Annotated in this window: 19 protein-coding genes, 1 tRNA gene and 1 rRNA gene; 1 reads left to right on the forward strand and 20 read right to left on the reverse strand. The window is 28.1% G+C overall.

Annotation, left to right across the window (positions count from 1 at the left end):
* The 16 genes from B5E92_RS12220 to pepD all read right to left on the reverse strand — a co-directional run.
* Positions 1–1530 (reverse strand): plasmid pRiA4b ORF-3 family protein (locus B5E92_RS12220; protein WP_087302599.1); only part of this gene is annotated, 1530 nt, incomplete at its 3' end.
* Between the two features lie 100 nt (positions 1531–1630).
* A complete protein-coding gene (gene eutH / locus B5E92_RS12225) occupies positions 1631–2713 on the reverse strand; it encodes an ethanolamine utilization protein EutH (RefSeq protein ID WP_087302601.1) in 1083 nt (360 codons plus the stop codon).
* A 125-nt stretch (positions 2714–2838) separates the two neighbouring features.
* Positions 2839–4308 carry a glycoside hydrolase family 1 protein gene (locus B5E92_RS12230; RefSeq protein ID WP_087302603.1) on the reverse strand — a complete coding sequence of 490 codons (1470 nt, stop codon included), beginning with the start codon at positions 4306–4308 and terminating at the stop codon, positions 2839–2841.
* Positions 4309–4404: 96 nt separating this feature from the next.
* Positions 4405–5076 carry an MmcQ/YjbR family DNA-binding protein gene (locus B5E92_RS12235; RefSeq protein ID WP_158095231.1) on the reverse strand — a complete coding sequence of 224 codons (672 nt, stop codon included), beginning with the start codon at positions 5074–5076 and terminating at the stop codon, positions 4405–4407.
* Between the two features lie 12 nt (positions 5077–5088).
* Positions 5089–6777, reverse strand: a complete 1689-nt coding sequence (locus B5E92_RS12240) for an FAD-dependent oxidoreductase (RefSeq protein ID WP_087302607.1) — start codon at positions 6775–6777, stop codon at positions 5089–5091.
* A gap of 28 nt (positions 6778–6805) precedes the next feature.
* The gene (gene trpS, locus B5E92_RS12245) at positions 6806–7888 is read right to left on the reverse strand and encodes a tryptophan--tRNA ligase (protein WP_087302609.1); all 1083 of its coding nucleotides are present in this window, start codon (positions 7886–7888) and stop codon (positions 6806–6808) included.
* Positions 7889–8200: 312 nt separating this feature from the next.
* A complete protein-coding gene (locus B5E92_RS12250; protein WP_087302611.1) occupies positions 8201–8968 on the reverse strand; it encodes a hypothetical protein in 768 nt (255 codons plus the stop codon).
* A 136-nt stretch (positions 8969–9104) separates the two neighbouring features.
* On the reverse strand, positions 9105–9953 hold the full coding sequence (locus B5E92_RS12255) for a MurR/RpiR family transcriptional regulator (protein WP_087302613.1): 849 nt from the start codon (positions 9951–9953) through the stop codon (positions 9105–9107).
* 86 nt (positions 9954–10039) lie between these two features.
* Positions 10040–11449, reverse strand: a complete 1410-nt coding sequence (locus tag B5E92_RS12260; protein WP_087302615.1) for an amidophosphoribosyltransferase — start codon at positions 11447–11449, stop codon at positions 10040–10042.
* 116 nt (positions 11450–11565) lie between these two features.
* Complete coding sequence (locus tag B5E92_RS12265; RefSeq protein WP_087302617.1) at positions 11566–11949, reverse strand: hypothetical protein; 384 nt, start codon at positions 11947–11949, stop codon at positions 11566–11568.
* Between the two features lie 77 nt (positions 11950–12026).
* The gene (locus B5E92_RS12270; protein ID WP_087302619.1) at positions 12027–12782 is read right to left on the reverse strand and encodes an ABC transporter ATP-binding protein; all 756 of its coding nucleotides are present in this window, start codon (positions 12780–12782) and stop codon (positions 12027–12029) included.
* Positions 12770–13843 (reverse strand): FtsX-like permease family protein, encoded by a 1074-nt coding sequence (locus tag B5E92_RS12275; protein ID WP_087302621.1) that lies wholly within the window; start codon positions 13841–13843, stop codon positions 12770–12772. Before B5E92_RS12275 ends, B5E92_RS12270 begins: the two co-directional genes overlap by 13 nt.
* Complete coding sequence (locus tag B5E92_RS12280) at positions 13843–14031, reverse strand: hypothetical protein (RefSeq protein WP_087302623.1); 189 nt, start codon at positions 14029–14031, stop codon at positions 13843–13845. The genes B5E92_RS12275 and B5E92_RS12280 overlap by 1 nt, the downstream gene beginning before the upstream one ends.
* Before the next feature lie 50 nt (positions 14032–14081).
* The gene (locus B5E92_RS12285) at positions 14082–15485 is read right to left on the reverse strand and encodes an ABC transporter ATP-binding protein (RefSeq protein ID WP_087302624.1); all 1404 of its coding nucleotides are present in this window, start codon (positions 15483–15485) and stop codon (positions 14082–14084) included.
* Positions 15457–16785 (reverse strand): FtsX-like permease family protein, encoded by a 1329-nt coding sequence (locus tag B5E92_RS12290; protein ID WP_087302626.1) that lies wholly within the window; start codon positions 16783–16785, stop codon positions 15457–15459. Before B5E92_RS12290 ends, B5E92_RS12285 begins: the two co-directional genes overlap by 29 nt.
* A gap of 227 nt (positions 16786–17012) precedes the next feature.
* Positions 17013–18452, reverse strand: a complete 1440-nt coding sequence (gene pepD, locus B5E92_RS12295; RefSeq protein ID WP_087302628.1) for a beta-Ala-His dipeptidase — start codon at positions 18450–18452, stop codon at positions 17013–17015.
* A 90-nt stretch (positions 18453–18542) separates the two neighbouring features.
* Here pepD and B5E92_RS12300 point away from each other — a divergent pair.
* Positions 18543–18626 (forward strand) — tRNA-Leu (locus B5E92_RS12300).
* A gap of 30 nt (positions 18627–18656) precedes the next feature.
* Here B5E92_RS12300 and B5E92_RS12305 read toward each other — a convergent pair.
* The 4 genes from B5E92_RS12305 to rrf all read right to left on the reverse strand — a co-directional run.
* Complete coding sequence (locus tag B5E92_RS12305) at positions 18657–20018, reverse strand: MATE family efflux transporter (protein ID WP_087302630.1); 1362 nt, start codon at positions 20016–20018, stop codon at positions 18657–18659.
* A gap of 104 nt (positions 20019–20122) precedes the next feature.
* The gene (locus B5E92_RS12310) at positions 20123–20896 is read right to left on the reverse strand and encodes a Cof-type HAD-IIB family hydrolase (protein ID WP_087302632.1); all 774 of its coding nucleotides are present in this window, start codon (positions 20894–20896) and stop codon (positions 20123–20125) included.
* Positions 20897–20982: 86 nt separating this feature from the next.
* Positions 20983–21579 (reverse strand): AAA family ATPase, encoded by a 597-nt coding sequence (locus tag B5E92_RS12315; RefSeq protein ID WP_087302634.1) that lies wholly within the window; start codon positions 21577–21579, stop codon positions 20983–20985.
* Between the two features lie 195 nt (positions 21580–21774).
* Positions 21775–21881: ribosomal RNA gene (rrf, locus tag B5E92_RS12320) — 5S ribosomal RNA — on the reverse strand; the annotation flags it as partial.

Genomic DNA, 21881 nt, shown 5'->3' on the forward strand with positions numbered 1-21881 from the left:
CATATCATTAGCAATTTGATTTAACTTTTCTTCTAATTCCTGTTCATCAAAAACATCAAATTCATCTAATACTGCTTTTAAACTAGGATCATCTAATAATCTTAATATCTCATCTTCCAAGCCAAATGCATCGATGATAGCTTCATCAACTTCTTGAAAGACTTGATCACGATGATATCCAATATTATTCTTTCTAAGAAAATCATATACAATAAATAGAATATTTAAATTTGACATTGCTAAATACTGTGGTTTTCCATATTGATTAGAAAAATCAATAATTATATCTACTAAAATTTTATTAATCTTTTCAACTGTTGGACTTTCAATTTTTCTTACAATATAGTCGTCTTCACTAACGATAACCCCATAAATATCTAACTTATTATCATGATTAAATGCATTAAAAGGTAACGCTACAACATCTAAACAAACTTTTTGATTAAGAATATTTTGATTAGTAATTGATTTACTTGGACTATAATGACAATCAAAATGATTAAAATCTACTTTTATTTCATGAACAAAGATATTACTTGCCTGATAGATACCGTTATATACTTCTATTTCCAACATTTCATCTTCATCAGTAACCTCATTATTACCACTTAACCCAATAGCTAAATCGTTTAAATATTTCAACAACCCGGCACCTTCACTAGTTTTAATCAAATCTGGAATATAACCAGGTTCGTTTTTTAAAGCAATATATCGTCCATTATTATCAATAGATAACTTAGTTTCAAATTTAAAATTCAATAATAAAAATGTCCAGCAATGTGTAAAGATATTATCAGAAAAAGAGTAATCAGTATAATAAAAGCCTTCAAGCAAATCATCATAATCTTCATACATTTGCAACATATAACCTTCTTGTACTTTTAAAATTACCCAGTAACTAACAGTTTCACTAATTAATTTTATTACTTGAAAGTTATTTATATCCCGCTGATCAAGACAATTTCTAATTGTATCCAGTGCTAATTTAAAATCATCACGATATAAGCTTTCGTTAAGACGTTCTTCAACTTCAATTTCCATTAATTGATGATTAGTTTTTTCTAAATCAAAAGTAATCTGATTAAAAGCAAAATCATCTGCAATAAGTTCTTCGTATAAAGATATCCCACCACAATCTTCAATTAAGTTATAACCTCGATACTTCAATACAACCGGGTATCGCTTAACATCTTCAACAACTTTTTCAACTTTAATTTTAAAATGCCAGCAATCACCATAGTCATAACAATAATCAAATGTCATCCCATCTTCAAGATACTCATTTAAATACTCAAAACAAGAGATTGTTTCATAATTACTAAATATCTGTTCATATTCAAAATCATTACCAGGAATCCAAATTCTTTTCTTTCTAATTTTAAAATCATATAAATGACAATTTTCAAAAGCAAATATTTTTTGAATTACGAGATGTAAACTATTAAATGTTAATTTTTCTGGTACAATTACACGACGCCACATCGGCTTACTGCTATCTTTCACATTAATTTTTAGCTGAAACCCATTCATATTAATCTCCTTTGCTTCGTCACTAATATTATAACAAAGAATGATTATAAATAATATTATTATAGTTCTAAAGATAGAAATTATTTAAGACGACTTTTTATTAATTATCAATAACAATCTTTTCTTTTTTCTCACGATAGAAAATCATTACTAATATAATTGCAAAAACTCCAGCTGCAAGTTTGAAAATTATATACACTACTACATCAAAACTACTACTTACACTAGCTACAAAACCAAGCTGTCCCCCAAAAACATATGCACCTGCAACACTAAAAGCACCGTTTAAAATTTTACCTTTGCGATCCATTTTAGAAAATAACGGAATCATCGCTAAACTAGTTCCTAAACTAAGTAATAGTCCAATTAAAGCAGTACTATTAATTCCTAAATAACGACTAGCTTTAAAAATTAAATTAGGAAATTTTTTTATTAATATATCTGATAAAATCATTGATCCACATACAACAATTACCATCTTTAACACTACTACCATAGCCTCACTAATTAAGGAAGTTGTAGTAAAAGATAAATTAGTAAAAAATAATTGTAATACAACTAATCCAAACAATATAATACTTAAAATTTTAATGATATAGCCAAACAAAGTTAGCACAAAAATAGTTTTTTGATAAGATAAATATAGAGCAATTACTAAAACTAAACATAAAATAATAATTGGTAATAAATTAATCAATAAATTAGGAATTTGTAAATATAATGCACTAATTATTAAAACAACCGGTAAACTCAAAATCCCATATACTAATCCGTTAATAAAAGGATCTAAATCATCTTTTCTTAACGATGATAAAAAAATCGGTAATTGAAAACTAATAGTCTGTCCCAAAGATGAAGTTAACAAAATTCCTGAAAATAATATAAATTCTTTATTAGATAAGCCACTTACGATCGAAAAACCACCCATATCTGGTGCTAAAAGCGTTCCAATAATAATTGATGGATCCAATGAAGAATTTGCACTTAAAGTTGTTATTGTATCAACATTATTTTGAATAAGTGAGATGGCTATACAATAAAATCCAACCATACTCATTGCAATGCTCCCCATTGAATTTAAACCTCTATCAAAAGCTTCTACTAACCCTAGTTTATTATTTAAAATCTTATCAACTAATCCTAATAAACATAACCCCAACATTATTAATACAAAAAAATTCATACTTCCCTCTTCACTACTTTCTAAATTTCTTACTTTTCTAATATGTATTTTAAAAATACATATTACCTAATAGTAATAACAAAATCAAGTAAGAAAAACGCAGAATAAATTTTCTGCGTTAATAATTAATCTAAATCTTCACCATTGCTAGCGATAACTTTTTTATACCAATAGAATGAATCTTTTCTCTTTCTAGAAAAATCACCAGTACCATCATCATGACGATCTACATAAACAAATCCATAACGTTTTGCATATTGTCCAGTACCAGCAGAAACTAAATCAATTGGTCCCCAAGTTGTATAACCAATTAATGGTACTCCATCTTCAATAGCTTCATGCATAGCTTTGATATGTGGTTTTAAATAAGCAATACGATAATCATCATGAATAGAACCATCTTCTTCTACTTTATCATATGCTCCTAAACTATTTTCAACAATCATTAAAGGAGTATGAGGATAACGACCATTTAATAATTTTAAAGTATAACGTAATCCATCAGGATCAATTTGCCATCCCCAGTCAGAAGCTTCTAAGTAAGGATTTTTAGCCCCAGCAGTCATGTTTCCTTTTGTTTTTTCAGCCTCTTTATTAACTGTAATACAATTTGATTGATAATAAGAGAATGTATAGAAATCAACTGTTCCTTCTTTTAAAATCTTCTTATCTTCTTCAGTAATATATGAAGTATCAATATTATGTTCTTTAAAATAACGCCACATATATGAAGGATATTCACCACGAACTTGAACATCACCACAGAAATTATTTTTTAAATCATCTTCATCAAAAGCTGCTAAAACATCTTTTGGATTAGGTGTTAATGGATAAACAGTAGTATGGGCAATCATATTTCCAATCATAAAATCAGGATTAATTTCATGACCTGCTTTTACTGTTAACGCACTAGCAACAAATTCATTATGTAATGCTTCAAATGTTTTTTGAGGATCAGATTTTAAATCAGTTAATGGAATACGATGATCAGAATTAACATCTTCTGGATCCATAATTCCTAAACCATATAAATTTCCAATTCCACCTTCACCCATGCAGGCAATATTAATTTCATTAAAAGTTAACCAGTATTTAACTTTATCTTTGTAACGTTTAAAACATGTAGTTGCATATTTAACAAATAAATCAATTACACGTCGATCAGAGAAACCATTATATTTAGTTACAATATTCCATGGAATTTCATAATGACATAAAGTAATTAATGGTTCCATTCCATGTTTATGACATTCATCAATTACATCTTCATAGAATTTTAAACCAGCTTCATTTGGCTTATCATCATCACCATTAGGGAAAATACGACCCCAGTTAATTGAAAATCTAAATACATTCCATCCCATTTCAGCAAATAAGGCAATGTCTTCTTTATAATGATGATAAAAATCTACAGCTTCATGACTTGGATAAAAAGCTGTTGGATCTATTTTTGGTAAGAATGTTCTAGGTGTATTAACGTCACCACCTAATAACATATCAGGGACACATAGTCCTTTACCATCTTCTAAATAAGCACCTTCACATTGGTTAGCAGCAACAGCGCCACCCCATAAAAATCCTTTTGGAAAACTCATTTTTGTACCTCCGTTTTTTATAGTTATATTTATGCTAACAATTATATAATGATTATTAAAATTTAACTTATTTTTTCATTAATTGAAAGATAAATTTTATTTATGCAAAGATAGCTGATAACTATTATCAATTAACTGATATATTTCTTCCAATTCAACTCGCCCATCTAAAATAATTGTAATCCAATTATCTTTATTCATATGATAGCCTGGAAAAATTTTATAATTATCTATTATATTTTTAATATCATTTTTTTGATATCTCAAATCTAATATTTCAACCATTTCATTAGACTCAATTTTTAATTTATCTTTACTTATAACTAAAACAGCGCCATACCATTTACGATTATTTTGATTTCGCCAGATAGCATTCTTGGGTGACTTTTTCCATAAAAACTCTAAATCATTGTCATATTTTGCTTTAACATAATTAATTATCGCGATTGTTTGTTTACTTTTAAAAACATCTACATCACTACACTTATCAATAATATCATTAATAAGTGCTTCATAGATTTCTTTTATCTTAGCAACAAAATTTCCAGTTGCCCCTTTAACATCGACTAAATTATATTCTTGGTCATTTAATAAATCGATTACTTTAGCTATCTTTTGTTGTTTATTAATTTCTATTACTATTTTAAAAACACCATCATTTATTACCTTTTCATAATAATAATTATCTTCTTTTAAAATAAAGCCATATTCTATTAATCGATCATAATTAATTTTTCTATCCTTAAAATAATTTTCTAGATTACGCAAAATATGTTACCTCTATTTATTAGATACCAATTTCTTCTTTGCATAATTAACATCAAAACAATAATCATTATAAAATGCTAGTCCACCACTTAAAACATAAACCTTCGAATATCCTCTTTGCATCAAAATTCGAGCACAATTATAAGCTCTTACACCAATCGCACAATAAATAACGATTGTTTTATCAGGATCTAGTTCATTATAACGTTCAATTAACTGACCATATGGAATATGATAAGAATTACTGATTTGACCATTAGCTCTTTCTTCATCTTCTCTAACATCTAATGTAATGACATTATCTTTTACCTGTTGATATTCATCAGGTAACATCATTTTAATGTAACCATCAGCTATATTTTCACTAACATACCCTACCATATTGATTGGATCTTTTGCTGATGAAAATGGTGGTGCATACGCTAAATGCAAATCCTGTAAATCAGTTACTTGACCATGATAATTAATTGCTGTTGCTAAAACATCAATACGTTTATCAACACCTTGATAACCAACTATCTGTCCCCCTAAAAGATAGCCTTCTTGATCATAAATTACTTTTAAAGTAATAAAAGAAGCATTAGGGTAGTATCCTGCATGAGCTTTTTGCTGTAAAATAATTGCCTCATAATCTTCATGACGTTTTAAACCTTGCTGATTTAATTGTTTTTCATTTAATCCAGTACTTGCTGCTACTAAATCAAAAACTTTAATAATACTGCTACCAAGTGATCCTGGATATCGTTTTTCTTTTCCAGCTAAAATATCTCCAAGCATTCTTCCTTGTTTATTGGCAGGTCCAGCCAAAGGGATCATTGTCTTTTTATGATTAATTAAATGCTCAACTTCAATAACATCCCCTATTGCATAAATATCTTCGATATTAGTTTTAAAAGTATCATCAACAATAATTCCACCAGCCAAGTTGCATGAAATACCAGCTTCCTTAGCTATTTTACTATTTGGTTTAACACCGGTTGATAAAATAACCATATCATATTCTTTTTCAAAACGATTTGTTTTAACTACAATTTGATTATCATGATCTTCAAATTGAATTAATTCAGTATCTAAATTTAAATTAATTCCTTTTTGACATAACTTTTTATGAACTATCTGGGCCATTTCAAAATCCAAATTATTTAGCACCTGTAAACTTTTTTCAACAATATCTACTGCCACATTATTTTCAACTAAATTTTCAGCAGTTTCAATTCCTACAAAACCACCACCAACTACACAAACTGATTTAATATCTTCTAAAATAATCTTTTGTTTAATCTTTTCAAAATCATTAAATGACCATAACTGATAAATTCGAGAACTATCAATTCCTGGTATTGGTAATTTAATTGGTGAAGACCCTGTTGCAATAATTAATTTATCATAACTTTCTAAATAATTATCTTGATTTAAATGATCTAAAACTGTTACTTTTTTATTTTCAGCGTCAATTTTAATAACTTCATTTTGAACTCGTACATCTATTTGAAAACGACTTTTAAATAATTGTGGTGTCATTAATAACAAATCATCTCTACTAGAAATCACATTAGAAACATAATAAGGTAATCCACAATTAGCATAAGAAACATAATTTCCTTTTTCTAAAATAATTATTTTATCATCTTTACTTAATCGTCGTAATCTTGCAGCCATACTAGCTCCAGCCCCAACACCACCGATTATTACTATTTTCATATTATCACTCCTCTACAAAAAAAAGCCATTATGGCTTTTTATAATATTCACTAATACTATCTTCATCATTATCAAAATAATTGATTTTCATTGCATCTTTAGCTCTTTTTAAAGTAGCATTAGCTTTTTTATTAGCTTTGATACATCCTTCATGTAATACACTCATAACATAGTCAATATCTTTTTCTAATTCTTGACGTCTTTGTCTGATTGGTTGAAGTGTATCTTCAAGAACATTGAATAAGAATTTTTTGATCTTAACATCTCCTAAGCCACCACGGCGATAATGATCTTTTAATTCATCTAAATTATGATACTCTGGTAAATATTTTTCAAAATGTTCATCTTTACAAAAACAATCTAAATAAGTAAATACAGTATTTCCTTCAACAGTTCCAGGGTCTTGAACACGAATATGATTTGGATCAGTATACATACTCATGACTTTCTTTCTAACATCTTCACTTGTATCAGCTAAATAAATACAGTTTCCTAATGATTTAGACATTTTAGCTTTTCCATCAATTCCAGGTAAACGTTGGCATACTTCATTTTCAGCTAACATAATTTTAGGATTTACTAAAACATCACCATAAATACGATTAAAACTATGTACAATCTCTTTAGTTTGTTCAATCAATGGCATTTGATCTTCACCAACAGGAACACAAGTTGCATCAAAAGCGGTAATATCTGCTGCTTGTGAAACTGGATAGTTTAAAAAACCTACTGGTATACTAGTTTCAAAACCTCTTTGTTTAATTTCTTCTTTAATTGTTGGATTTCGTTGTAATCTTGATACTGTTACTAAGTTCATATAATATGCAGTAAATTCAAATAAAGCTGGTACTTGTGATTGAATAAACATTGTAGTAACTTTAGGGTCAAGTCCCACTGACATATAATCAAGAGCAACTTCTAATATATTACGACGAACTTTTTCTGGATTATCTGCATTATCTGTTAATGCCTGAGAATCAGCAATCATAATATAAATTTCATCAAATTTACCTGAGTTTTGTAGTTCAACCCTTCTACGTAATGATCCTACATAATGTCCTAAATGTAATCTTCCAGTAGGACGATCTCCTGTTAAAATAATATCCTTCATATAAATCTCCTTTTTCTAAAAGTAAAAAAGGTTTTTATCCTCAAGGATAAAAACCACTCTGCCACCTTGTAAGACACCATCATGTCCTTTTTCTTAACGCGAAAAACACGGCGCCACTACTCCCAACGGTTTCATTTTGCTTCTCACCAGGCCCATTCATCAACTAGTTTATCTTGATTTCCACCACCCATCAAGTCTCTTAAATAAAGCTTAGCTGATTACTCTTCCTAGCTAAACGAATTTAGTATAGTTAAAATGATAAAACGGTTAGCTGGATATTGTCAATAGTTTAGTTTTATTTTTTAATAAAAATTAAAGATTACCAGCTTCAACAAAATATTCCTGATAATAAATAATTCTAATCATATCTAATATCGCCATTATTTGATAATTAAAGCTAATACCATCAAATTTACCAGGCAAACTAAAGAAATATTTTATCTCTTTAAGATTTTCATTTTCTAATAGTCTATTTTGCGTAATTAACATTGTATTACAACATTGCAACTGCGCTAAAGATTTCTTTTGAATAAAATCACGTAAAGATCTTCCAGTTGAAGTGAAGAAAACAACAAAATCACCATCTTTAAAATTATTATCAGGATCATAAGCATGATATTGAATAACATTTTTACCAAGTGTAATTAAATCAGTTTGAAACTCAACAGCAATACTGCTAGGGAATAATCCACCAACAATAACAATTCGTTTAGCACGATAAATATCATGACAAATAGAAACAATACTATCCATAAAGCTATCATAATCATTCACTTCAATCATTTTAAATAAATCACGATAGCTGATACTTAACATTCTAGCTCGAATTTGATCATTTCTTAAAATATCATCAGCAACTAATTTTTCATGAAACTCTTCATAATTATTAAAACCTAAATAGTTTAAAAAACTATTAATTACCCGAGGATCAATTGCACTTTCCGTGCAAACTTGTTTAAAATCATATTCAATCATTTTTTTATAATTAGCAATTACAAAAGTACAAAATTGATAATAACCATCATAAAATAATGTTCCGTTTAAATACTTAATAATTCTTGACAATAAAATATCACCCATAAAACCAACCTCCTTGATTTTTTCACACTATTACTATAGCACTATTTACTGTCAATTAATTAATAAAAAAATATATTGAAAAAAATTTTACATTTTTTATTAAAAATACTATTACTAAATGAAATAATCATTTCATTTATTCCTTAGTCATCTTCATATACGTTTCTGTTTTATACTTGACATTTTTATCATAATCCAATTTAAAATAACAAGTATATATACAATCTAATAAATATAGTAACGATAACCGAGTTGAAAATGAAGAAATTTTATTATAGTGATTTTCATTAGGATTTAAATACAAATTATAGTCACTTGATTGAATCATTGTTTTATTTGTTGTTGAAGAAATCAAGACAATTGGTGTTTTATTTTTTTTCAATAACGTCATTACTTGTTCAACTAACATTCCCCTACCTTCAAAAGAAACAACAATAGCTACATGCTCTTCATTACTAGCAGCTGCTGCTAAAGACTGCTGGTATTGTTCAACTGGTACATTAACAACAACACCAATTTCTGACATTTGAAACTTAAAATTTTCAGCAAAATAAATATTACCTGCTGAAGTATAAATATCAATATACTTAGCCTTTTTTAAAGCTAAAGCAATTAGTCTTAATTGTTCTAGATCAATTAGATTATTTAAAGTAGTTAGTGTTTGTTCATACAACTCTTTCATTTTAACAGTAATTTGATACTGTGTTTCATTTTGCGAAAAAGGGTAGTTATAATCAATACCATTTTTTTCTTTCATATAATCACGAATTGAATTAGAAACTACCATTTTTAACTGTGACAATCCATTTAGTTTTAATTTTTTACACAAACGATAAATTGTTGGAATGGAAACAAAACAAGCAGCACTAATTTCATCAGCACTCATATTCACAAAACGTTCGGGATTATTTTTCATATAATCAACTAGCGTTTGTTCATTAGCAGTTAAATCAGTAAGATTATCTAATTTACTAAAAATATTCATTACAACATCCCCTTTTTATTATCTACTAATTATATTTTAAGATTTTAAGATTCTTTAAGCAAGAAAAAAAGGATTGATAAACAATCCTAATCTTCTTTTCCGTCCCAGCAATATGTACATAATTTACATTTATCTAGTCCGATTGATTCAATCATGTCATCTAAACGATGATAACGTAATGAAGTAAAGTTAGAACGACGACGAATTTCTTCACACATTTTTTGATATCTTTCACTATCTGGATCAGCGTATTCTTGTAATACTTCATCGCTTACATTATCACCTTCTAAATCTTTAATAACACGACGAGTAATCAAATCTAGTTCTGAACTTGAACGTGAAAAATTTAAATATTTACAACCAAATAAAATTGGTGGACAAGCAGGCCGAACATGAACTTCTTTAGCTCCACTATTGTATAAAAATTCAGTTGTTTCCCCAAGTTGTGTTCCGCGAACAATTGAATCATCAATTAACAATAAACTCTTATCTTTTATTAATTCTTGAACAGGTATTAATTTCATTTTTGCAATCATGTTTCTTTGCTTTTGACTAGTTGGCATGAAAGAACGTGGCCAAGTAGGCGTATATTTTATAAATGGACGAGCAAAAGGAATTCCTGATGCATTAGAATATCCTACCGCATGGGCAATTCCTGAATCTGGTACCCCAGCGACACTATCAGGTTTAACATCATCTCTTTTTGCTAACAAATTACCACAACGATTACGCATTACTTCAACGTTGATACCTTCATAAGTTGATGTTGGATATCCATAATATACCCATAAAAATGAACAAATTTTCATTTTATCGCCTGGTTTTTGTTTAACTTCAACTTTATCTGGTGTCATATAAACAATTTCACCAGGACCTAAATCACAATAATGATGATATCCTAAATTTAAAAATGCACTACTTTCAAAAGTAACACAATAACCATTTTCTTTTTCACCAATAATTACTGGTGTTCTACCAAATTTATCACGAGCAGCATAAATACCTTCACTAGTTAGTAATAAAATACTCATTGATCCTTTGATCAATTCTTGAGCATGTTTAATTCCTGAAACAATATCATCTTTTTGACTAATTAAAGCAGCTACTAATTCCGTAGGATTAACTTCTCCTGAACTCATTTCTAAAAAGTGAGTAGTACCATTAGCAAAGCAATTAGTTTTTAATTCTTCTAAATTATTAATTCTTCCAACTGTTGTAATTGCAAAAGAACCAATATGTGATTTAACTAATAATGGTTGAGCTTCGTTATCAGAAATACACCCAACTCCTAAGTTACCTTCAAATTCTTCAATATCTTTTTCAAATTTAGTTCTAAAAGGAGAATTTTCAATATTATGGATTGATCTTTGAAATCCATCTTGACCATGAACAGCCATTCCTCCTCTTCTAGTACCTAAATGTGAATGATAATCAATTCCAAAAAATAAATCTAAAACACAACTTTCTTTTGATGCAACACCAAAAAATCCACTCATTTTATCTATCCTCCAAACTTTTTTCCACCCCTATTGTATCTTATTTGCGTCATTTTTCCTATAATTAATTTAACTTTCGCTAAAATATTTCCCTGGAAATAATAAAATGATTAGCTTTAACTGATCATTTTATCAATATCATCTTCACCTTCATCAACAAATGGTAATAGTGAATGAATCAAATAATGCAACCCTTTATTATTTTGTACATCTTCACTACTAAAATAACATGGTAAATATTCATCCTCACCAAAATAAACTTCTAAATATCCAACTGCCATATCCTGACTATTAATTTTATCAAGCTTAGCCTTTTCAATTAAATCTGATAAATAATAAACAAAATCATAGCTTACTTCATGATTGCTTTCTTTGATCTTTTCTACTTCATCTTCATATTCAACCCTGATTGTATATTGATTGATTTTTTTCAATACCATTACCGTAATTTTTAATTTTTTAGTATCAAAACAGACCGAAAGCAGCTTTTTTAACGCCAAGACTACTCCTCCTTTAATAAAACATATGAAAAATATATCTTATTATACCCTAAAAGTCCATTTAATTTTTTAGATAATTATCTAAAATCTATTTGAGTGGTAATTTTTACAATTTCACTATAATAATCAAATTGACTTAGATTATTTTTATTTAATAGATTTTTAATTTTTCCATCAACGATATAATAAAGCTTATTTGAATATGAAGCAACAAAGCTATCATGACTAACCATTACAATCGTAGTATTATTTTCTTGATTTATTTTTACAAACAATTCCATTAGCTCCCTAGCAGACAAACTATCAATATTTCCAGTTGGTTCATCTGCAAATAGGATTTTAGGATTAGTAATTAATGCCCTAGCGATGGCAACTCGCTGTTGTTGACCACCTGAACATTCAAACGGAAACTTATCAATAATATCTTCTATTCCTAATTTTTTACTTATCTTTATTAAAACTTGCTGTTGTTTATCTAAAGATACATTATTCAATCGTAATGAAAAAAGGATATTATCTTTATTTTTTAATGTTTCTATTAAATTATAGTTTTGAAAAATAAATCCAATTTCACTTTTTCTTAAACTAGCTTTATCCTTTTCAGACATATTTGAAATATCCTGTCCCAATAAAATAACTTTACCACTTGTTGCTTCATCAATCGTCGATAAAATATTTACTAATGTTGTTTTCCCAGAACCTGAAGGTCCCATAATACAAACAAAATCACCTTGATCTATCTGTAACGAAATATCGTTAATAGCTACTTTAGGATTTGCTCCATGAACACCATAAATCTTTTTGAGGTTTTTTATTGCCATTACTTTTTCCATAAATAGATTTCCTTTCTTCTTTTATTTAATAACCAGATTAAACAAATCAATAGTGGTATAAAATACTCAGCTAATACTACTACCAGTGAATAATAATTAGCGTTAGCTTGTATCAGTTTAAAAATAATTACTGTCAAATATACTCCTGATAAAATTAAAATTGTTTTAAAGATACTAATAATTTCTTTATAAGATACAATCTTTAATTCTTTTGTCGTTAAACCGATTTTGTATAGATTTTGATATAGAGTCCTTTTTTCTTGAAAATCAAGCTTAAATCGGCTATAAAGGGTCATCCAGGTCAAAACATTAACTAAAACAAAGATTATATGAACCTGAATATGATATAACGGATAAACACTAGTAATTAAAATTACGATAGGAAAAACAATTACTGTTATTAAAATTAACATAATGATCATCTTAGCCTGTTGTAAAAATAAAGATACATTCCCACTTACAACATAATCTAACGGTTTTAATTTTTTATTATCAATTCTTGCTTGTAAATAATCAGGAATTATATAATACAAAATTCCATAAACACCAATTACTCCAATTATACAAATTAATATTGTTCCAAAACTTAAATCATCACTGTTAAATAAAATAATCAAACCTATTAAATATAAAACCACAAATAATATTTTTGGTATCTTAATTAATCTTTTATCAGTTTTATAACTAACAATATTATGCATTTTTAACATCTCAGGAATTGACATCCGATTAATATAATAAATATCTAAAAATACCATGATCACGGTTGTTAAAAGTAAAAGTAAAAAACTTTGATAAATAGCACTCCATGAGATATAAAAAATATTATAATTCATTCCAACATAACTATATATGATCATTTGTACAACAGGGATTAAAACTACCATCATCAAATATCCCAAAATTGCAGCCATTAAAACAATCATTAAATTTTGAATGACCATATATTTAACCAATTGTAAAAAATCATATCCAGCTAACCGAATTAAAGCAAACCCTCTTGAATTAATACGAATATAATATAAACACGAATAAGCAACTAGCCAAATACAAATAATTATTAAAAAAAATACAAAATGCTTAAAAGATTAGCAACATCATTAATAAACAAGTAAACTATTTGCATCTTAGGATTTTCTAACATGTTCAACATAACGCCACTTAAACAAATCATAATTGCTAAATTAAAAACTAATGACATGGCTTTCTTTTTTTCAATAAACAACATTTTTAGGGCTGTCGTTACCATTTTAGTTCCCTCCAAAAAAAGCAAGAACACCTTGCGGTGTTCCCTTGAATTTAATAAAATGATTTTGATTCACCGCGTGGATTGTCTAAATGATATTGTTTAGCTATCTTTCTAAAGTTATATAATAACCAGCGATGACGAACTAAATAGTCGCCTTTAGAACGATATAACTCTTCAAAACCACATGGATCTTCAACTTTAATATTATGCTGATGTAATACATCAAATAAACTAGTTGCATTTCTTTGATTATTTACTTCAAATTTATAGGTCTTTCCATCTTTTAATACTAAATCCAAATCTAGATAGAAACGGTTTTCTGGCATTGGAAATGATGGAACATATCTTGAACACATTGAAATAATAGCTTTTTCAACTTCAGGATAAGTAACATGTAATTTTTCAATATTCGAAAATTGAAAATCAATAGTATCTTCTTCAAAATGCAATATTCGATATCTTTTACTAGAACTTTCATCATATTCTAGTCCAGCAAAAATAGCATATACAATTCTTCTTACTGGTTTGGTTTCTTTATTTATTACATTTACTTCCATACCTTCATTATTTGAAGTTTCACTAACTTTATTAGCAACTTCATTTTCAATTACAACTTCACAATTAGTTACACTTGAATCAGTGTTATTTGAAAATACATTTTTACTATCTGTAGTATCATTAAATAATTTCAACAAGCTATCCTGAGTTGTAATTTTAACGATTTCATTGAAGAAGTCCACTTGGCTAGCATTGTTTCTATTAATTTCATTAATTATCTTTCCATCTCGTAAATAGATAAACTTTTTAGCATAGCTAGCAATCATACTGTCATGAGTTACTAAAATTATTGATGTGCCTTCTTGATTTAATTTTGTTAACATCCCTAAAAGTTCATGAGAATTAACTGTATCTAGATTACCAGTTGGTTCATCACATACTAAAATTTTAGGTTTACTTACAATAGCTCTTGCTATTGCAGCTCTTTGCCGTTCACCACCTGAACATTCATTAGGTTTTTTATAAAGTAGTTTTTGGATATTAAGTTTTTTAGCAATTTCATTAACTTTATCGATAATTTGATCTGGTGCTTCTTCATTTAAAATCAATGGTGTTGCAATATTATCAAAAATTGATAATGAAGATACTAGATTATGATTTTGAAAGATGAAGCCTAGATATTTATTTCGATATAGACTTAATTCATTATCGCTCATTTGACTAACTTCTTTACCTAATACCTTTAAAACACCACTAGTAACATTATCCAATGTTGATAAACAGTTTAATAAAGTTGATTTACCAGAACCACTTGGTCCCATAACGCTAATAAAGTCACCCTCATAAAGATTAAAATCAATATTTTGTAAAGCATAAAAATTAGCACCGCGTTTTAATAAAATATCTTGATCATATACCTTACAAATATTATTCGCCGCGATTAAGATATTTGACATCACTATATACCTCCCTGATTAATTTATAATAGCTTAAAATCATATAAACTGTCATTATTGCATATAACCCGATATAAACTAACACCATAGTAATTAAAGTATTATAAGCAATCATATTATTTAAATAACTTTGATATAAAACCAATCCGTATATTACAATTGGAAATATGATAAATAGTAAGACGAAAATCAATATTTCCTTAATATGGATCTGATATATATTTTTCTTACTGTAGCCAAGTGATTTCATCATTGCAATAACATTAGCTCTTGAAGGAATATATATCATAAATCTAACGATAAAACATAGAAACATACCAGCCATTAATGCAAAGAATGTCACCAGCATCGCATTTTGAACGATAACGCTTACATTTTGTAGATATAAAAACGCAATAATTATTGGTACAACAACTGATGAAATATTAATCATTACACTCATTGCTTTACTAACTTCTTTTAAATTACTTAAGATCATCAGCCAGTCTTTACTTTTCAATAAAACTTTATTATGCAATAAATCAAATAATAATGGAATAAACTTATTAATAATAATTAATTCCCCTGCAAGTGAAAACATATAACTTACGGCTATATTTTGACTACTATCACTAAGTAACTGAGATAAACCAATGTACAAAAACAAACATCCAATGATTAATGTAAATACTTTACCAGCATTAGCACCAATGATCTGCTTAGCATTGACATCGGCAAGTTTACTGCCACTACTAAATACTGCAAACGGATTAAAATTAGTAGTTTCAGGAACATGATTCATATAACTAGCAATATCCATTTTGATTCTTAAAAATTTTCCAAAATCAATTACTACAACATATATTATCTTAGTAATAAATAACGCCCCATAAACAAAAATAATTGAATCAATAGTACCCATTACAGTTTCAACATATAACTGCTGGTATAACAACAATAATCCACTTCCGATTACTGCCCCTAACAGATAAGATAATAAAAATAATAATCCAAATTGAATAATGATATATCGTAATACCTGTTTAGTATTTTTTCCCATTAAAAGAATTAACGAAAATTCATCTGTCTTGTGTTCAACCAGGTAATTATTAACAAACAAAATCAGTACAAAAGCAATCATTATTACTATTCCTGTTACACTTTGTAACATAAACTGATCAATAAAATTATTAAGATTAGTCGCTCCTGAATAAATAACTACTGAAATATATTCAAACGAAGCTAAAAATGATAGGATTGTCAGCAAGCCTAAATAGAACTTTTTTTGACTGGCTACAACTTTTTTTACGAAGGTAATCATTTCTATTTCCTCCCTTCCTTCTAATTAAATTATAGTCCTATATTAAATAGATTACAATAATTATTTAAATTATTTTTATATTTCAAAGATGATTAAATATTATTTAATCACCACATTATAAATTATACTAAACAACTTTATCTTAACAAGATTTTAGGCATAAACGACTCAATATCGACATAAATGACTGCAAAATAAAAAGGCACTAAAACAAAGTGCCTAATAAATTATAATGTTGCTATAAAATCACACAATAATTGATAACAATTTACAAATGAAGCAATATTCATTCGTTCATCAGGAGTATGGATATCACTCATATCCGGTCCCATTGTTATAATATCCAAATTTGGTTTTTTCCCTTTAAAAATTCCAGTTTCTAAACCACCATGACTAGCAACTTCTTTAAGTTGTTTACCAGTATGTTTTAAATAAAATTCTTTAAATTGATCTCTTAATTTAGAATCTGGGTCATACAACCAGCCAGGATAATAATTTGATGAAACAGTACTAGCATTAAATGCTCGTGCCACAATATTTAATTCATCGCACATATTTTCAACAGCACTTTTCATTGGCGAACGTAGTAAATAATTAATCTTTAATTGATTATTTTCAATTCTTACTACACCCATATTTAAAGAAATAACTGTTAAATCTTTAATTGCAAATGAACGTTCAACAAAACCATTTTTTAAAACATTCATCATCTCGATTACTTCTTTAGACTCAGCATTACTTAATGCTTGCGGTAATGATTTTGATACTGCTTTTAACTCAACTAATACCCCAGAATCACTAAACTCAAATTCCTCTTTAAAATAACTTTGATAAGTATCAGCTACTTTTTTTAACTCATCAAAATCACTTTCACTAGAAAAAATAATAGTACATTCACGAGGAATCGCATTGTTTTTTAAACCACCTTCAATATCAATAAGCTGAATATCAAGCTTTTCTTTAATAAAACCATACATTACTCTAGTAGCTAATTTATTAGCATTTCCACGTCCATTAGAAATTTCACGTCCAGAATGACCACCTTGTAACCCTTTGATCATTAATTCATATATTGGTTTAGTATTATCTACAAAATGTAAATCCTTATCAACCATAACATCACAACCACCTGATGAAGTAGTACAAGTTTCCCCTTCTGTTTCACTATCTAAACCTATCATTCTATTTGCACTAATTAAATTGCCATCAAATGCTAAAGCACCATCTAAGCCAACCTCTTCACAAACCGTAAAAACACATTCCAATGGTGGATGCTTAACGTTATTAGCACTTAATAACGCTAACATATACGCTACCCCATAACCATCATCAGCACCTAATGTTGTTCCTTTAGCAGTTATAAAACCATCATCAATATACAAATCTAAAGGATCATTATCAAAATCATGATCACTATCTTTATTTTTTTCATTTACCATATCCATATGGGCTTGTAACATTATTGTTTCATGATCTTCATATCCTGCACTTGCATCCTTATAAATAATAAGATTATTAACTTGATCTCGTACATAGCGTAAATTATGTTCTTTAGCAAAATTTTCAACATAATCAGCTATTTTTTGTTCATTGTATGAACCTCTAGGAATTTTACTAATTTCTTCAAAATAATAATTCACTGGAATATTTATATCTAAAATACTCATTCTATACCCCTCCATTCGTTTGCTATATTATATCAAAATATCACAATTTAATTAACATTTGTTTTTAAAAAGCGTATAATATTAGTAAATGCAGGAATGGCGGAATGGCAGACGCGCTAGTTTCAGGTTCTAGTGAGATTTCTCGTGTGGGTTCAAGTCCCATTTCCTGTACCAATTAACAAAAAAAGCAGTTTCCTGCTTTTTTTATTTAAATTTTTTAATATAGCTATTTGAATAAAATGAATATACTAATTGTATCGCCATCACACACCAGATAACTGGTTCACAGAAAATAACTGCCATATATCCAAATTGAGGAATAAATGCAATTACGAAAATAATCTTTCCGACAAATTCAATTACACTTGATATTAACGGTAAGATTTTTTGACCTATTCCTTGTAAAGCATAACGCGTTTGCATTAAAATTCCTAGAATCATATAAAATGGTCCCACAATTTTTAAATATAATGAACCATTATTAATAACAACTGGTTCTGTAGAACCTGAGATTAATTGTACTAAATTAGTGGCAAATAATAATAATCCAATTGTAACAATCGCTGCTAAAACAACATCATAAATATAAGCATATCTAAGTGCCTGACGTATTCTTTTTCCTTGATCAGCCCCTTTATTTTGAGAAACAAAGGTTGAAATAGCCATCGCCATTGCTGTAAAAGGCATATTAAAGAACATATATAATTTTCTCGCTGCTGTATGACCAGCAATTGTTAAATATCCTAATCCATTGATTCCATATTGTAAAATTACAGAACCAGCTGATACAATACAGCTCATAAATCCCATTGAAAATCCTTGACCAATTAATTCTTTATATAAAGCTTTATCAACTTTAAAATGTTCTTTTGAAGGAATTAAGATTTTTGTTTTCTTCATAATGTAAACAATACACAATAAAACTGAAATTCCTTGAGAAATAACTGTAGCAACAGCAGCTCCTTGAATTCCCATATTAAATGATGTAATAAATAATATATCTAAAACAACATTACAACATGACGATACAATCAAAAATATTAATGGCATAAAACTATTTCCAATTGCTCGCATTAAACCAGCACATAGATTATAAGCAAACATTACTACAATAAACAAAGTAATTACTGAAATATAACTATATGCTTCTTCAATTATATTTGCAGGTGTATCTAGTAGAACTAATAAAGGATGTAAAATAATTGCACCTATTATCGTAATTACAATAGACGATACAACTCCAATAACAATTGAACTAGCTACTGATTTTTTCAATAATGTATGATCACCAGAGCCAAAACTTCTAGCGGTTACTATTGATAATCCATTTCCAATTCCAAGCGCAAATCCCACCAATAAATCATATATAGATGTACAAGAACCAATTGCTGCTAATGATACATCCCCTAAATAATTTCCTACTATCATTGTATCAACTGTATTATATAATTGTTGAAAAACATTAGAAATGAGCAATGGTATTGCAAAAATAACCAGTGACTTAAAAATAGGTCCATGTAATAAATCTACATCCGCATTAAAAAAACCTTTTTTTGTCCTTTCCATATCTAATAACCTCCCAAATCAAAATAACACACGGTAGTAACTACCGTGCAAGTTTTTTTCAATATTCTTATATATATTAGCATAATTTTTTTAGTATTTATACTTTAAATTAATGAAAAATTTTCTAATGCAAAATAAATACCATCTTCATTAACAGACTTAGTTACAAAATCACTAGCTTCTTTTACACTAATATCAGCATTTCCCATAGCTACCCCTATCTTGACATGATTCAACATAGCAATATCATTATTACCATCACCAAAAGCCATTGTTTCATCTAAAGAAATGCCATAATAATCAATAATTCTATCAATTCCAACATTTTTACCACCATCAATTGGAATAATATCAGCAAATCGTGGTGTCCAACGAACTGATTTACAATGAGGTGCATACTTTAAAAATTCCTGATCATCTTTTTCATCAATGTACGCCATCATTTGTACTACTTTTTGATTTACAATATCTTTCGCATTTTTAATTGGGTAACGTTCATCATTTAAATGCTTAGCACTTTCATCTAAGCAATAGTTATGAATATTACTATAACTTTTAGTTACCTCAGCAAATAATACTGGGATATTATTTTCATTAATATATGGCAATAATGTTTTCAAATCTTCATTATTAATATATTTTTCATAAATTATTTCTTCATTATTAAAACAATATTGTCCATTACAGCATAGATAACCATCAAATGCAAAATTACTTCTTACAACATCCAAATTTATTGGTGATCTACCTGTAGCAACAAAAACCTTAATTCCTTTATTTTGTAATAAAGCTAATGCTTCTTTAGTACTATCAGGCATCATCTTAGTATCGTGGTCTATCAAAGTTCCATCGATATCAAAAAATACTGCTTTTATCATTTAATCACTCCCTCGTATAATATTTATAATATTGTGAAAAAAAGAAAAACGCAAGCTAAAAAATAACTTGCGTTTAATCGGTTGTACTATTTAATTCTTTTAATTGTATCATAAATTATATCAACACAATCTTCATCTGTTAAATTAGTACGATCTAATATTAAATTATAATTAGTAATGTCATTTAATTTACGATCAGTATAGTAACGATAATAAGTCTTTCTTCTGCTATCACGTTCTTCTAATTCTTTTGTAGGATCTTCTAATTCTTCTTGATACTTTTCAACTACACGTTTAACTCTAGTTTCAATATCACTTTGTATATAAACATGGAAACAATCAGATAAGTCCCTTAAAGCATAGTCGCTACAATGTCCAACAATTACGCAATTTTCTTTACTAGCTAAATCCAAAATAATTTTACGCTGCATGAAATATAATTGGTCGATCAGACTAGGACCACCAGCGGTCCAATTATTCAACGTAAATAAGAAATAATTACGATGAGTTGCATATTCACTATTATTTTTAATATAAGATTCAGCTAAACCACTTTCTTTCGCTATTTTTGCTGTAATTTCAGTATCATAATACTTATAATTAAGTTTTTCAGCTAATTTACGTCCAATATCACGACCTCCACTACCATAATCATGCCCGATAGTTATAACTTTGCATTTCATATAATTACCTCCTTTGTATCAAGATGAATATAAATAAAAAGAATACTTATAACTGATCTTCCTTCTATAAATATGATACCACAATAATAGATATCAAGTAAGATTAAGAAGATAAAATTTATAAGTATTCTATTATAAATAAAAAAAGCCATCAAAAGGCCTAAGAATGCGAAATAAATATGTAAAAAAAAGAAGAACCGGCAGCTAGCTATTGTTGCACGTAAGTACTATCGTCGCCGTTATGATGCTTAACTTCTGTGTTCGGAATGGGTACAGGTGTGTCCATCATGCTATCGCCACCA

This window comes from Erysipelatoclostridium sp. An15, from assembly GCF_002160675.1.
GTDB lineage: Bacteria > Bacillota_I > Bacilli_A > Erysipelotrichales > Coprobacillaceae > Thomasclavelia > Thomasclavelia merdavium.